Origin of the sequence: Alistipes sp. Marseille-P5061 (assembly GCF_900290115.1) — a bacterium.
Taxonomy (GTDB): Bacteria; Bacteroidota; Bacteroidia; order Bacteroidales; family Rikenellaceae; genus Alistipes; species Alistipes excrementigallinarum.
The window spans coordinates 60,831-75,242 of record NZ_LT985748.1 but is presented as its reverse complement, the minus strand read 5'-3'; the positions used below and the strand labels follow the sequence as shown (position 1 = coordinate 75,242).

At 65.9% G+C, this 14,412-nt stretch carries 10 protein-coding genes; 6 read left to right on the top strand and 4 right to left on the bottom strand.

The features are described from left to right. Positions 1–91: 91 nt before the first annotated feature. Genes C8267_RS00310 through C8267_RS00290 form a run of 4 tightly spaced genes read left to right on the top strand, consistent with a single transcriptional unit; the run spans position 92 to position 5,010 of the window. Entirely contained in the window at positions 92–1,165 is a 1,074-nt protein-coding gene (locus C8267_RS00310) for a YncE family protein (protein ID WP_234025680.1), read from the top strand. 54 nt (positions 1,166–1,219) lie between these two features. After that, a complete protein-coding gene (locus C8267_RS00305; protein ID WP_106633251.1) occupies positions 1,220–2,248 on the top strand; it encodes a PKD domain-containing protein in 1,029 nt (342 codons plus the stop codon). A gap of 56 nt (positions 2,249–2,304) precedes the next feature. Further along, entirely contained in the window at positions 2,305–3,741 is a 1,437-nt protein-coding gene (locus C8267_RS00295) for a DUF5074 domain-containing protein (RefSeq protein WP_158699642.1), read from the top strand. A 27-nt stretch (positions 3,742–3,768) separates the two neighbouring features. Continuing rightward, positions 3,769–5,010 carry a DUF5074 domain-containing protein gene (locus C8267_RS00290; protein ID WP_106633248.1) on the top strand — a complete coding sequence of 414 codons (1,242 nt, stop codon included), beginning with the start codon at positions 3,769–3,771 and terminating at the stop codon, positions 5,008–5,010. Positions 5,011–5,111: 101 nt separating this feature from the next. Here the strand turns inward: C8267_RS00290 and C8267_RS00285 are convergent, their stop codons facing one another. Together C8267_RS00285 and C8267_RS00280 are read right to left on the bottom strand one after the other, a co-directional pair. Then, entirely contained in the window at positions 5,112–5,807 is a 696-nt protein-coding gene (locus tag C8267_RS00285; RefSeq protein ID WP_106633247.1) for a response regulator transcription factor, read from the bottom strand. Further along, the gene (locus tag C8267_RS00280; RefSeq protein ID WP_158699641.1) at positions 5,791–7,272 is read right to left on the bottom strand and encodes a sensor histidine kinase; all 1,482 of its coding nucleotides are present in this window, start codon (positions 7,270–7,272) and stop codon (positions 5,791–5,793) included. The genes C8267_RS00285 and C8267_RS00280 overlap by 17 nt, the downstream gene beginning before the upstream one ends. A 151-nt stretch (positions 7,273–7,423) precedes the next feature. Between C8267_RS00280 and C8267_RS00275 the strand changes: the two genes are divergently transcribed. Together C8267_RS00275 and C8267_RS00270 are read left to right on the top strand one after the other, a co-directional pair. Continuing rightward, positions 7,424–8,284, top strand: a complete 861-nt coding sequence (locus C8267_RS00275; protein WP_106633246.1) for a GLPGLI family protein — start codon at positions 7,424–7,426, stop codon at positions 8,282–8,284. A gap of 13 nt (positions 8,285–8,297) precedes the next feature. After that, the gene (locus C8267_RS00270) at positions 8,298–10,868 is read left to right on the top strand and encodes a TonB-dependent receptor (protein WP_106633245.1); all 2,571 of its coding nucleotides are present in this window, start codon (positions 8,298–8,300) and stop codon (positions 10,866–10,868) included. A 331-nt stretch (positions 10,869–11,199) separates the two neighbouring features. Here C8267_RS00270 and lpdA read toward each other — a convergent pair whose 3' ends face one another. Together lpdA and C8267_RS00260 are read right to left on the bottom strand one after the other, a co-directional pair. Further along, entirely contained in the window at positions 11,200–12,576 is a 1,377-nt protein-coding gene (gene lpdA, locus C8267_RS00265) for a dihydrolipoyl dehydrogenase (protein WP_106633244.1), read from the bottom strand. Positions 12,577–12,675: 99 nt separating this feature from the next. After that, positions 12,676–14,370, bottom strand: a complete 1,695-nt coding sequence (locus C8267_RS00260) for a C69 family dipeptidase (protein WP_106633243.1) — start codon at positions 14,368–14,370, stop codon at positions 12,676–12,678. Positions 14,371–14,412 lie beyond the last annotated feature (42 nt).

Here is a 14,412-nt window from a genome sequence, read left to right as displayed (position 1 = left end):
ACCCCTTTCCCAGACCTTCGGACCGCTGCTGCGCCCCTGCGCCGCCGTCGTGCTGCTGCTCGCCGCGACGGCCTGCCGCAAGGAGCTGCCGATGATTCACTCCGAGGTGGACTACGTCGCCCTGCCGACCACCCCCGAGCGCATCGAGGGCTTCTTCCTGCTCAACGAGGGCAACATGGGCAGCAACAAGTGCACCATCGACCACTTCGACGCCCGCAGCGGCGGCTACCGGCGCAACATCTACCCGGAGCGCAACCCCGGCGTGGTGAAGGAGCTGGGCGACGTGGGCAACGACCTGGCCATCCACGACCGGCGGCTCTACGCGGTGGTCAACTGCTCGAATCTGGTCGAGGTGATGGATGTCTACACGGCCGAGCACATCGGCAGCATCTCGATACCCAACTGCCGCTACATCGTCTTCGAGGGCGACCGCGCCTACGTGAGCTCCTACGCCGGGCCCGTGCAGATTGACCCCGAGGCGCGCCCGGGCAAGGTGGTCGAAATCGACACCCGCACGCTCGAAATCACCCGCGAGGTGACGGTCGGCTACCAGCCCGAGGAGATGGTCATCACGGGCGGACGGCTCTACGTGGCCAACTCGGGGGGATACCGCTTCCCCAACTACGACCGCACGGTCTCGGTCATCGACCTCGACACGTTCGAGGTGGTCAACACCATCGACGTGGCCATCAACCTCCACCGCATGGAGCTCGACCGCTACGGCCGCATCTACGTCAGCTCGCGCGGCGACTACTACGGCACGGGCTCCGACATCTACGTCATCGACGCGGCCAGCGAGCGCGTCATCGGCAGCCTCGGCATCGCGGCCAGCGAGATGTGCATCGACGACGACCGGCTCTACATCATCAGCACCGAGTGGAGCTACACCTCGCAGAGCAACGAGGTCTCCTACGCCGTCTACGACACGGCCGAGCAGCGCATCGTCTCGCGCAACTTCATCACCGACGGCACCGACCGCGAGATTGTGCTGCCCTACGGCGTGGCGGTCAACCCCGAGACCAAGGAGCTCTACGTCTGCGACGCCACCAACTACGTGACGCCGGGCTACCTCTACTGCTTCTCGCCCGAGGGGGAGTTCCGCTGGCGGGTCCGCACGGGGGACATCCCGGCTCACATCGCCTTCTCGCCCGAGCCCTTCTACTGATGCAGCCCGGCGCAGCCATCCGACAATAGAACGACAAATATCCCATAAAAAAACATGAAACAGATTCTTCCGAACAACCGGTTCTGCCGCACTTCGGCCGCCCTTGTGCTGGCCCTTGCGACACTCTCCTGCTCGACGGACGGGGGTGACGACGCCCCCTCGACGGGCAAGGCCACACCCTACGTCACGCGCGTCGTGGAGTTCCGCCCCGCCCCGGGGCAGTTCGTCAACCAGCTGCCCGAATACAGCGAGGGCGACACGCCCGAGGACATGAACCGCAAGGCGCTCGAAGCCATCGGCAACAACCGCCAGGGCATGGTCTCGCTGGGCGGTTTCGGCGGCTACATCGTCGTCGGCTTCGACCACACGATTGAGAACCGCGCCGGGCTGTGCGACTTCCGCGTGCTGGGCAACGCCTTCTACGCCAGCGGCCAGAGCGCATACGGCAGCAGCGAGCCGGGCGTCATCCAGGTGGCCTGGGACGCCAACTCGAACGGCCGTCCCGACGAGGACGAATGGTACGAGATTGCCGGCAGCTCCTACCCCACGGCCTCCGAGTCGTGGCTCGACAAGGCGGCCGAGGCGGGCAACGACACCCGCACGCAGCTCGGCTACCGCATCACCTACCACCGCCCGGCACAGGAGCCCGGCGCCCCCACCGAGGAGTACATCCGCTGGGAGGACAACCTGCAGCAGACGGGCTACATCGCCATGAACTCGGCGCACCTGCAGTCCTACTACCCGCAGTGGCTCACCGACGACGAGCTCACCTTCGAGGGGACGCGCCTGCCGCAGAACGGCATCGACCTGAGCGGCGCGGGGACCAACTACGCCCTCTACCGCTTCGCCTTCGGATATGCCGACAACGACACCAACGAGAGCGCCGCCTCGGCCATCGACATCGACTGGGCGGTCGACGCCTCGGGCTCTCCGGTCCATCTGCCCGGCGTGGACTTCATCCGCATCCACACGGGAGTCAACCAGGTCAACGGCTGGCTGGGCGAGTGCTCGACCGAGGTGATGGGCGTCACCGACCTCCACCTCACGGGCGAGGAGCTCCCGAGCGAGGGCATCGGACGATAGGAGGACCCAACAAGCGATTCGTATTAAACATTTTATTTTATCACAAACCACTTGTCATGAAGAACAGATTACTCTGGAGCACGCTGCTGCTTGCGGCGGCACTCACCACCGCCTCGTGCAGCAGCGACGATACGCCGGCTGCCGAGCCGACCTTCGAATTCACGACGGGCGTCGAGACGGGCATGCCCGTGATGGTCGTCCCGGGCACGCCGACGACGCTCACCTACAAGGCCGAGCACCTTGCCGGACTCACGGCCGAGGCCCTTCCCCAGGGTTGGGACATCGCCATCGACCCCGCCGCGGGCAGCATCACGCTCGAGGCTGCGGACGACGCCGTCTCGAAGGCCGTGCTGCGCCTCTCGGCCACGGGTTCCGCCGCGCAGCAGCCGCTCTGCGAGGTTGAGCTCCGCTGCCTCAACACCTTCGACGACCCGGCCGGCACGTTCATCCTCAACGAGGGCAACATGACCACCGAGAACGGCTCGCTGACCTACATCTCGCCCGAGGGCTACGTGCTCGACGACGCCTACCGCACGGTCAACGGCTCGGAGCTGGGCAACGTGGCGCAGGACATGGCCTTCTGTGACGGCAAAATCTACGTCATCTCGCAGAACGGCAACCGGAACGCCAACGGCGCGGAGTTCGAGAACGACGGCATGCTTGTGGTCATGGATGCCCGCACGCTGCGCCGGACGGCCTCCTTCTCCAACGAAGAGCTGGCCGGACTCGACTGGCCGACGCACATCGCCGTACTCGACGAGCGCCACATCTACATCCGCGACAATGCCGGCGTCCACCGGCTCGACGGCGAAACCGGAACGCTAACCTTCGTCGAAGGTTCGGAGGATGCACCCAAGAGCCGCTTTGTCACGATGAACGGCAAGGTCTACACCTACCTGTCGGGATACATCAGCAAGATTTACGAGATTTCGCCCGAAAGCGACGCCGTCAACAGCATCCGGCTCCCGCTCACCGGCATCGAATGCGACATCAACGAGGTGCTGGGCATCCAGGCCGCGGACGACGGCCGGATGTGGATTATGACGTTCGGATTCGGCAAGACGGCCATGAACAAGTTCGACCTTTCGACCCAGGACATCGTACAGCGTCAAATCAACATCAAACCCACGGCAGGAGCCTCGGGCGTGGCATTCGCCGCACACGACAACCTCGTCTACTACGCCGACGGAACGACCATCTACCGGCTCCCCTTCGACGAGAGCGCCAAACTCGACGCCGCTTCGGGACTCGACGCCGTCGAGCTGCTGATCGACGTGTCGGGGCTGGACCCCAATGCCGGACAACTCTACAACGGGCTGGGCGTACACCCCGCAACGGGCCACCTGCTTATCAACTCCATCAAGTCCTTCGCCCTGTTCACCCAGAACCAGATTTGGGCGTTCGACCCCGCCGGCGACTTCCTGTCACCGCTGGCCAAATATGAGAACTACACTAACTTCCCGGCCGGGTTCTTTTTCCCCGAAAACCGATAGACGACCATGAAAAACATATCTTCGACCATGAAACGAATCTGGTTATGGGGTGCGGTGCTCGGCGCATCGGCCCTGCTCAACGGCTGCACGTCCGACACGGACAACGACGGCGGCACTCCCCCTCCCGCCCACCAGGAGGGGTATGCCGACCCCGACGGTGTCATCCTGCTCAATCAGGGGGCCCGCATGTCGGAGAACGGTTCGATTTCCTACCTTGCGCCCGACGGCACCATCGAAAAGGATGTCTACCGGACGGTCAACGGTTCGGCCTTCGGCAACGAGGCCATGGACCTCGACATGTGCAACGGGAAAATCTACATCATGAGCAACAACCTTTACCGGCCGAACAACGAAGCCGGCGACGGATGTCTGGTCGTGGCCGACGCCGAGACGTTCCGCCGCGAAAAGGTCTTCACGGCCGACGACCTCACCTTCCCCCGGCCCGAAGGTTCGCTCGAGGAGCAGGAGATGCTCCCGCTGTTGACCCCGCTGGAGAACATCGCCGTCATGGACGAGCACAACATCTTCTTCTCGGACAGCCAGGGTCTGTTCCGGCTCGACGGCACAACCGGCGAGCTGAACATCGTCAAGGGCTCCTATGCCTTCGGCAACCAGGGTGCCACCATCGAGACGGTGGTCTCGACGCGCGGCATGACCGTCATCGGCGACCACCTCTACTGCGCCGGAGGGGGCTTCTGGTCCGAGACCAAGCTCTTCGAGTTCACCCGGGGCAGCGACGAGGTGACGCGTGAGCTGCCGCTCAAGGGCGAGTTCATCAGCGGCATCTGCCGCACGGGCGACCACGAGCTGCTCGTGGCCACCTGCGGACGCTCGGGCAGCACGAAGAGCTACCTCACCTACGTCGACACCGACTCGTGGAGCATCACCCTCGAGCGGCCGCTCAACGCCGACATCTCGGCCGAGTTCATGAACTCGTCGGGCGTGACGCTCGCGGGCGACTACCTCTACTTCGCCGCCGGCTCGCTCACCGTGAGCCGCCTCTCGCTCAAGACGTGGGAGGTCGAGGAGTACATCCACGTCACGGACGACGCCCCCGAGGCGCGCTACCTGACCTGCAACGTGGTGGCCGACCCCGAGCGGCAGCTGCTCTACGTCTCGGTTTCGAACGAGCTGAGCGAGGCGATTGTCTCCGACGGCAACATCCTGGTCTACGACTGCAGCGGCGAGGAGCCCGTGCTGAAGAACAATCTGGTCAACCGGGGCAGCTACCCGGTGAACATCTACCCCGTTTCGCGCTTCTACCGTTGAGCCGGGCGGCACGATGCAGCACCGAACGCCCCGCTTCCCTATCAGGGAGGCGGGGCGTTTGTCATGCGGCACGGCGCACGTCCGGGTGCATCCGGCCCGTTTCAGAAGAGGAGCTTGTAGCCCACGCCGCGGGCGTTGACCAGCCGGATGTCGGGGTCGGAGGCCAGACGGTGGCGCAGGCGCGTGACGAAGACGTGGAGGCTGCGGGCGTTGAAGAAGGAGTCGTCGCCCCAGATGCGCTGCAGAATCAGCTGCGTGGGGACTACCTCGCCGCGCTGCTCGCAGAGCATCGCCAGCAGCGCCGTCTCGCGGGCCGAGAGTTCGAAGACCCGCTCGCCCAGCGTCAGCCGCTGCTGCCCCGCATCGAAGAGGAAGCGCCCCACGGCAAGCGGCGCCGGACGGGCCGCCGGCTCCGCGGCCGCTTGCCGTCCCGCAAGGGCGCGCAGCCGCACGATGAGCTCGCTCATGGCGAAGGGCTTGCGCAGGTAGTCGTTGCCGCCCGCCTCGAAGCCCCGCACCACATCCTCGGCGGCCGAGCGGGCCGACAGGAAGAGAATCGGCACCGAAGGGTCCCTGCGGCGGAGCTCAGCGACGAGCGACAGCCCGTCCATGCCCGGCATCATGATGTCGGTCACCACCACCTGGGGCCGCTCGCGGTCGAAGGCGCGGAGCCCCTCGACGCCGTTATAGGCCACCGTGACGGTAAAATCCTTCTCGGAGAGCGTGTCGGCGATGATATCGGCGAGCGTCTGCTCGTCCTCGACGAGCAGCACGCGAATCTTAGGAGCGGGAGTCATGGCTCGGAATAGTGATGGTGAAACGGGTGCCGCGCCCCGGTGCGGAGTCGACGCGGATGGTGCCGCCGTGGCGCTGGGCCACCAGGCGGGCGTAGTAGAGCCCCAGACCGAAGCCGCGGACCTCCTGCCGGTCGCCCGTCGGCACGCGGTAGAATTTCTCGAAGATGTGTTCGCGCGCGCGGCGGTCGATGCCGATGCCGTCGTCCTCGACCGTCAGCCGCAGCCGCTCCCCGGCCAGACGCGCCCCGATGCAAATGTGCACCCGCTCGCCCGAATACTTGAGGGCATTGTCGACCAGATTGCCCGCCAGATGGCGCATATGGAAGCGGTCGAGCGGAAAGAGCAGCGGGTCGGGCTCGATGCGGAGCTCGAAGCGGGCCTCCTTGCGGCTCTTGAGCCGGTACTCGTCGACCACCTCGCGCAGCAGCGCCCCGACGTCGGTCTGCTCGCGCACGAGGGCGAACTCGCCGCGCTCCTCGACGCTCATCGTCAGGATGCGCTGCACCATGTCGCTCAGCGCGGCCAGCTGCCGGCGGATGACCGTCAGATAGCGCCTCCGCCGCCGGGGGTCGTCCGCCGCGCCGAAGTCGAGCAGGGCGTCGTTCGCGGCGTTGGCCACGGCGATGGGAGTCTTCAGCTCGTGGGTGATGTTGTGGGTCAGGTCGCGGCGCATCTCCTCGAGCGTCTTCTGGCGGAAGAGCGTCCGCAGCAGGTAGAGCAGCGCCCCGGCTACGGCCCCGAGCATCAGGAGCGACGAGATGACCACGCCCGCCATCTCGCCCAGAAGCTGCCGGTAGGGATTCTCGATGCGCAGCCGGAAATAGAGCTCGTCGTCGGTCGTGAGCGAGGTCGTGAAGGTGAGCGGATCCGCAATCCGCAGCGAATCATTAAGAGCTGTAACCACCACCTCCGAATCCGGGAGCGGCTTTGCTGTAAAGGGCTTCACCGACGACGTGCTGTCGGAAGGACCGCGTACGACATCCACCTTGTGGGGCAGGTCGATACCCGCCGCTGCAAGGTTGCACGTGAGAAGCGAGTCGTAGCGTGCCATGTTGAGCTGCAGAAGATAGACCGGCGGAATGCGGATCTCCTGGCGGATGTAGCGGGTCGTTTCGCCGTCCGAGACGCTGATATTGTGGTGAATCGTATCGGATTTCGAGGTGAAGGAGATACTCTTGCCCGCGCCGCCGAGATTCTTTACCGAAACCGACTGAATCATATCCACCTGAATCGAGTCGATGTTCCCCGATGAGGAGAAGGTAATAAGGCTTTTGCGTTCGGTGGGTTTGTTTCCCAACAGCAGGTCGTCATAGGCGGCGCGCGTCATGGCCTGCATCACCTGCCGCGAGAACTCCTCGCGGCGGTCGCGGTAGACACCCGCAAGGCTCCACGCCTGCACGGCGACGAGCACCGCCAGCGAGGCGGAGACCAGAAGCGAGATGCGGCCGAAGCGACGTTTGTTCATCCGGAAGAGGTTCTTGTGCCGAACAAAGGTACGCATAAAATAGCCACGGCCGACGGCGTTAAGACTATTTAACATTCGTTAACGGGGCATTAACCATCGCCTGCCGGATTTCGTGCGACCTTTGTCTTCGGAAACCAAAACCGCAACAAAGATGAAAAAGTTCCTTATTCTCCTCACGCTGCTCGGCGCATCGGCCGGAGCGGCGCCTGCCCAACAGACCATCGTAACCTATACGCCCGACGGCGTCAAGACCTACGACACGGCCGAACCGCCCAGCGAAGTGCTCGACACGACACGCTTTGTCGTCAGCTACCGCATGCTCTACCAACAGCGGCCCGAGAGCGAACTCCCGATGGAGGACCTACTGCTGCTCCAGATCGGGCGCAACGTTACGAAATTCTACTCCTACAAGACATGGCAAACCGATTCACTCGTGCGCGTCACGCCGCCCGAACAGGTGTTGGCCAACCTCGGAAGTTTCCACGGAGGCGTGCAGGATGTCCTCTTTCGCGACCAAGCGGGCGGTCGACTGACTCATATCGATCAGATCGACATGGACCACCTGCTCTACACCGAACCGCTGCCCGTCATCGACTGGGAGCTTGAGGAGGGCGAGCGGACCATCCTCGGCTATGCGTGCCGCCGGGCGCGCTGCACCTTCCGCGGCCGCAACTACGAGGCGTGGTATGCGCCCGAGATTGCCGTGAGCGCCGGGCCGTGGAAGTTCGGCGGGCTGCCGGGGCTGATTCTTGCCATCAAGGACGATGCCGGGGTGCTCGACATGGAGGCAACGGGTGTGGAGCAGCGCGTCGAACCCATCCGCATGACCGATCGCAACTACATGAAAACAAGCCGTAAAAAGTACCGCGAGCTCAAGCAGAAGATAATGACTGACCCAATCGGTTACCTCACGAACAACTCGAACGTAAGTATAACCGTCACGTCCCAGGACGGCACGCCTCTCGGGCCGGGCGACCTTGTGCGCGGCTACAACCCCATCGAACTCGAGTAACCTCCAGCGACGCATGAAGTGGACATTATATATCGTTGCGCTGTTCGGAGTTATGCTCACGGCCGCAGCCCAGGAGCTGACCGGGCGCGTCGTGGATGCCGCCGACGGACGGCCCCTTGCCGGGGCCATCCTGCTGGCGGCCGACAGCACGGGCCGGCAGGCCGGCTACACCACCACGGCGGCCGACGGCGCCTTCCGCCTCCGCCCGCGGCAGGGGATGCGGGCCGCCAGCGTCGAGGTCTCGATGATGGGCTACCGCCCGCAGCGCCACACCACCGCCCGGCTGCCGCGCGAGATTCGCCTCGAGGCGGAGGCCGTGAAGATTCGCGAGGTCGAAATCCGTGCGCCGCGCCTCTCGCTGCGGGGCGACACGGTGAGCTACAACGTCGCGAGCTTCACCGAGGTGCAGGACCGCACGATTGCCGACGTGCTGCGCAAGATGCCGGGCATCGAGGTCGAAAGGACGGGCGAAATCCGCTACAACGGCGAGCCCATCAATAAGTTCTACATCGAGGGGATGGACCTGCTCGACGGCCGCTACTCGCTGGCGACGAACAACATCCGGCCGCAGGACGTGGCCAGCGTCGAGGTGCTGGAGAACCACCAGCCCATCAAGGCGCTGAACGACATCACCCTGAGCGACCGTGCGGCGCTGAACCTCCGCCTGAGCGAACACGCCCGCTCGCGCTGGACGGGGTCGCTGCGCGGCGCCGGCGGCTGGGCCTCCGACGGGGCGCTCTGGCGCGGCTCGGTCTTCGCCATGCGCATGGCGGCCCGCAGCCAGTCGATGCTCAACCTCAAGGGAGACAACACGGGGCAGGACCCCACGGCCGACCTCACGCAGCTGACGACCGACGAGCTGCTCGGCAACGACTTCAACCGTTACCGGAGCCCCGAGTGGTTCCGGACGGAGCTCACCTCGGCCCCGCTGGCCCAGGAGCGCACGCGCTTCAACCGCTCGGTCATGGCGAGCGCCGACCACCTCTGGAAGCTCACCGACGACTACCAGCTGAGCGGCCACGTCGGCTGCGGCTACGACCGTCTGACCTCCGATTGGGCGGCGCGGACGCTCCGCTACCTGACCGACGGGAGGCTCGAGGAGCTGGCGACGGAGCAGGCGCTGCTGCGCAACCGCACGGCCTCGGGCCGGCTCCGGATGCAGGCCAACACCGAGCGCCTCTACCTCCGCGAGCGCCTCTCGGCCGACCTTGCGTGGAGCGATTTCCGCTCCGCGGTCGGGGGCAGCTACCCCAATCAGCAGCGCGCCTCGACCCCCTCGTACCGCGTGGAGAACGACCTGGACTGCATCCTCCGCAACGAGCGGCGCACGCTCACCCTCTCCTCCTACGTGCTCTACCTCTCGCAGCCGCAGTGGCTCACCGTCGAGCGTGCGGAGTCGGGGCAGCGGCAGGAGCTCGACATCGACCTGGTGCGGATGAACCACAACGCCGCATGGGCCCTGCAGGCCGGACGGCGCTGGACGCTCCAGCTCAAGGGCGGCATCGCCGCGCTGCTGCGCCGCATGGGGAGCTCGCTGACGGGCGTCGAGGCGGCCGCAACGTCGGTGCAGAGCCGTCTGGGCCAGGCGGGAGGCTACCTCCAGCCCTCGGTCACCTTCCGCACGCACCAGGTGCACCTCACGCTTGACCTCCCCCTCGAGCTGCGCCACTCGTGGCTCGGCACACGGCGCAGCACCGCCCTGCTGTGGGAGAGCCGCGCGGCACTCCGCTGGGAGCCGGCCGCACGGTGGCGTCTGACGGCGGCCGCCACGCTGGGCGAGAGCGCTCCCGACGAGCAGCAGCTCTTCACCGCCACCCTGCTGCGCGACTACCGCACGCTGACGCGGGGCATCACCTCGTTCGACCGCACGCTGCGCCGCTCGCTCTCGGCCGGCGCCAACTATCGCAATCCGCTCAGCGGCATCTTCGCCCATGCGCTCGTCATGCGCACGTGGAGTGACATGCCTTGGCTCTCCGAGCGGAGCTATGCGGGCGACTACATCGTCGACGGCTGGCTGCGCCGCACGAACCGCACGGCGTCGTGGTTCGTCGCGGGCGGCGCGAGCATCAACATCGACGCCCTGCGCGGGCAGGCGGGGGTCGACGTGCAGTGGCAGACGACCCGTCTGGAGAGCATCCAGCAGGGCGAGCCGATGCCCTACCGTCTGGCGACGCTCACCCTCTCGCCTCGCTTCAACCTCCGCCTCGCCCGCTGGTTCAACACCGAATACCGCCTCAACTACCGCCGTTCGGTGCTGGGCATCGAACAGCAGGAGCGCTCCGTACAGCACTCCTTCGACCAGCAGCTGCAGCTCCACTTCGCGCCGACGCGGCAGCTCGTCATCCGCCTCACGGGCGAGCACTACTACACGCAGCTCACCTCCACGCAGCGGAAGCACCTCGTGCTGGTCGACGCCTCGCTCGGCTGGAAGGTCGGCGAGCGGTGGGAGCTCACCCTCACGGCCACCAACCTGCTCGACCGCGACAGCTACACCTATACGCTCTTCGACGGACCGAGCTCGTCGTCGTACCGCTACGCCATCCGTCCGCGCAACCTGCTGCTGGGAGCCTCGTGGCGCTTCTGAGCCGGGCAGAAAGAGAGACGGGACCCCTCAATTCCGGGGGTCCCGTCTCTTCGTTTGTTCTGCTGACGGCCGCTGCGTTCTGTTACCGGCCGCGGATGAACATCTGCCGGTAGTTGATTGTCAGCTGCCGGAACGACCGAACAAAATCGGCGCCCAGCGACCCGGCGTAGAGCAGCAATCCTCCCCGCTCAGAGGAGAGCCAGCCCCCGCATCCGGGGAGAACCGGCCCCCGCATCCGGAGAGAATTGCGGCGCCCCCGCATCCGGAGAGAATCGCCCCCGCATCCGGAGAGAGCCGCCCCGCCGCTCAGTGGAAAGCCTGCCGCCCCGCGTCAGAGGTGAATCGCGGCGCCTATGGCCGCCTCGGCCGCCTCCATCACCCCTTCGTTCATCGTGGGGTGGGCATGGATGATGCGGGCCAGACGGTGGGCCGTGACGCCGAGCGCCTTGGCAAGCGTCGGCTCGGCCAGCATCTCGGTGACGCCGGCACCCACCATGTGGGCGCCGATGAGGCGCTCCTCGCCGTCGAAGAGCAGCTTGACGAAGCCGTCGCGGTCGCCCGCCGCCGTCGCCTTGCCCGAAGCGGTGAAGGGGAAGCGCCCGACGCGCACGTCGATGCCCCGCTCGCGCGCCTGCTGCTCGGTCATGCCGACCGACGCCACCTCGGGCGAGGTGAAGATGCACGAGGGGATGGTCGAATAGTCGACCGGCGCGGGGTTGAGCCCGCAGATGGCCTCGATGCAGCATACGGCCTCGGCCGAGGCGACGTGCGCCAGCGCCGGACCGCCCACGATGTCGCCGATGGCGTAGATGCCCGGCACGTTGGTGCGGTAGAAGGGGTCGACCACCACCTTGTCGCGCTCGACGGCGATGCCCAGCTCCTCAAGGCCGATGCCCTCGATGTTGGACTTGATGCCGACGGCCGAGAGCACCACCTCGGCGCTCAGCGACTCGACACCCTTGCGCCCCTCGACTTCGACGACGCAGCGTCCGTCGGCGCCGACCACGACACTGCGCACGGTGGTCGAGGTGAGCACCGTAGCCCGCAGCTTGCGGAAGACGCGCTCCATGGTCTTCGAGACCTCCTCGTCCTCGAGCGGCATGATGCGCGGCAGATACTCGATGAGCGTCACCTTGACGCCCAGCGTGGCGTAGAACCAGGCGAATTCGCTGCCGATGGCGCCCGAACCGACGACCACCATCGACGCGGGCAGCCGCCGCAGCTCCAGCGCATGACGCGACGAGAGGACATGCTCGCCGTCGATGGGCATGAAGGGCATCTCGCGCGGACGGGCGCCCGTCGCCAGCACGATGTGGTCCGCCTCGTAGACGACGCCGTCGACGTCGAGCCGCCCCGGAGCCACCAGCCGGCCGAAGCCGGCGATGAGGTCGATGTTGTTCTTGCGCAGCAGGAAGGCAACCCCCTTGCTCATCGTCTCGGCCACGCCGCGCGAGCGGTCGACGATGCGCTCCAGGTCGGGGCGCACCTCCCCGTCGAGCGTCAGGCCGTAGTGGTCCGCAGCCCTGCACCAGGCGTAGACCTGGGCGCTCTTGAGCAGCGCCTTGGTCGGGATGCAGCCCCAGTTGAGGCAGACGCCGCCCGCCTCGGCCCGCTCGACAAGCGCCACGCGTCGGCCGAGCTGTGCGGCACGGATGGCGGCGACATACCCGCCCGGACCCGAGCCGACTACAATGATGTCATATTTCATGGTATTCGTTTTAGGAGCGAGGGGACGACGTGCGCCTCCGATGCGGCTCCGCCCTCCCCTCGATGGTTTTACTATGGTTGTTTCTCCGAATGGCGCCGCTTACTTGACCACGCGCAGCACCTCGCCGTTGTCGGCCGCCACGGCGCGCTTCCACTTCTCGTTGTAGCCCGGGAACTGAATCTTGTCGGGGATGTCGCGGCCGTTGCCGTTGTCGACGAAGTGGGCCGACGAACCGTCGCCGTCGAGGTACGAGAGCACGTCGCCGTGTTCGCTCTTGACGTTGCCGTCCATGTACTTAATCAGCAGGTAGCTGTTCAGACGCTGCCAGCGGTCGAAGAGCTCCTGTGCCGTCGAGACGCTCACCTCGGTCAGATAGCTGCGGCGCGCCTCGTCCGACATCATGCCGATGCGGGCCGGAAGGCTCTCCATCAGGGCCAGGTGGTCGTTCTCCCACTTGTCGGTCACCTTGCGGATGTCGGCCGAAATCATGTCGTAGCGCATGTAGGCGAAGTTCGTCGTGCGGTTGAAGAGCCAGAAGGCCGACGTGGGCGAATAGCTGAGCATCGAGCCGTTCTTCTCGCTGAAGCACTCGGGAACCTCCTGCGCCGAGCAGAAAATCGGCGTCAGGCACGAGGTTGCGGCATCGTCGACACCGAACCAGAGGATGCCCGTATCGGCCGGACGGTCGGCGCGGGCCTGGCCCACGAACCAGAAACCGGTCTGCTGCGTGGCCGTCGCACGCTCGTTGAGGTAGGTGACGCCGTCCACCTCGAAGTCCATCGGGCGCCAGCGGTAGGGGCAGTTGTGACCGCCGGCACCGAGGTCGCGGGTCATGTCCATCGGCGTACCCTCGTAGTGGTCGCGCATGCAGTCGAAGACCGTCTTGGGCGATACCTTCTGGCGGGGCTTCACCCAGAGCGGCAGACGGTTCTTGAGGTTGTAGCCCATGGCGTAGTCCTCATAGGCGTCCATGCCGTCGGCCACCGTGCGGAAGAAGGCCCACACGCGGGCGTCGCAGCCGCGCACCGTGGCGAAGTCGGCCGGGCAGTAGGCGTCGGCGAAGCTGAACTTGCGGTCCGGACCCTCGTAGTAGCCCATCTCACGGGCGAACGAGATGACGTCGGGAGCATAGAGGCAGTTCTCTGGGTCGTCGAGCGGGAAGGTGGTGATGCGCGCCTGGTTGGCATGGCCCGAGACATATCCGTCGGGGATGCGGCGTGCCACCCAGACGATGCCGCGGCGGGCGTTGCCCCCCTTGCCGTCGTCCTTGTAGCCCTTGCCGATGAGCTCCATAATCCACGCCTCGTTGGGGTCGGCGATGGAGAACGACTCGCCGCTCGAGGCGTAGCCGTAGGTGTTGGCCAGCTCGGCGATGAGGGCGATGGCCTCACGGGCCGTCGTGGCGCGCTGGAGCGTGATGTATATGAGCGAACCGTAGTCGATGCCGCCCGTCGAGTCGGCCAGCTCGGCACGGCCGCCGTAGGTGGTCTCACCGATGATGAGCGAGTGCTCGTTCATGTTGCCGACGGTCGACCAGGTCTGCGCCGCCTGGGGTATGTCGCGCAGGTAGCGGCCCGTGTCCCACTCGTAGACGGGCATCATCGTACCCGGAGCGTAGCGGCCGGCCGCCGTGTGGTAGAGCGCCCCGTAGAGGGCATGCGAATCGGCGGCGTAGGAGACCATGACCGACCCGTCGGTCGAGGCGCCGCGCGTGACGATGAAGTTCGTGCAGGCCGAAACCGCCCCATAGGCGAGCAGCGCCACGGCCGAGAGAAGCAATTGACGTTTTTTCATTTTTTCTGGTTACTGGGTTTTGGAACAAATACAAATATAGGA

Excerpts from the sequence above, each read along its gene's own strand:
- C8267_RS00310 (WP_234025680.1), top strand. The coding sequence starts at position 92 with ATGATTCACTCCGAGGTGGACTACGTCGCCCTGCCGACCACCCCCGAG.
- C8267_RS00305 (WP_106633251.1), top strand. The coding sequence starts at position 1,220 with ATGAAACAGATTCTTCCGAACAACCGGTTCTGCCGCACTTCGGCCGCC.
- C8267_RS00295 (WP_158699642.1), top strand. The coding sequence starts at position 2,305 with ATGAAGAACAGATTACTCTGGAGCACGCTGCTGCTTGCGGCGGCACTC.
- C8267_RS00290 (WP_106633248.1), top strand. The coding sequence starts at position 3,769 with ATGAAACGAATCTGGTTATGGGGTGCGGTGCTCGGCGCATCGGCCCTG.
- C8267_RS00285 (WP_106633247.1), bottom strand. The coding sequence starts at position 5,807 with ATGACTCCCGCTCCTAAGATTCGCGTGCTGCTCGTCGAGGACGAGCAG.
- C8267_RS00280 (WP_158699641.1), bottom strand. The coding sequence starts at position 7,272 with ATGAACAAACGTCGCTTCGGCCGCATCTCGCTTCTGGTCTCCGCCTCG.
- C8267_RS00275 (WP_106633246.1), top strand. The coding sequence starts at position 7,424 with ATGAAAAAGTTCCTTATTCTCCTCACGCTGCTCGGCGCATCGGCCGGA.
- C8267_RS00270 (WP_106633245.1), top strand. The coding sequence starts at position 8,298 with ATGAAGTGGACATTATATATCGTTGCGCTGTTCGGAGTTATGCTCACG.
- lpdA (WP_106633244.1), bottom strand. The coding sequence starts at position 12,576 with ATGAAATATGACATCATTGTAGTCGGCTCGGGTCCGGGCGGGTATGTC.
- C8267_RS00260 (WP_106633243.1), bottom strand. The coding sequence starts at position 14,370 with ATGAAAAAACGTCAATTGCTTCTCTCGGCCGTGGCGCTGCTCGCCTAT.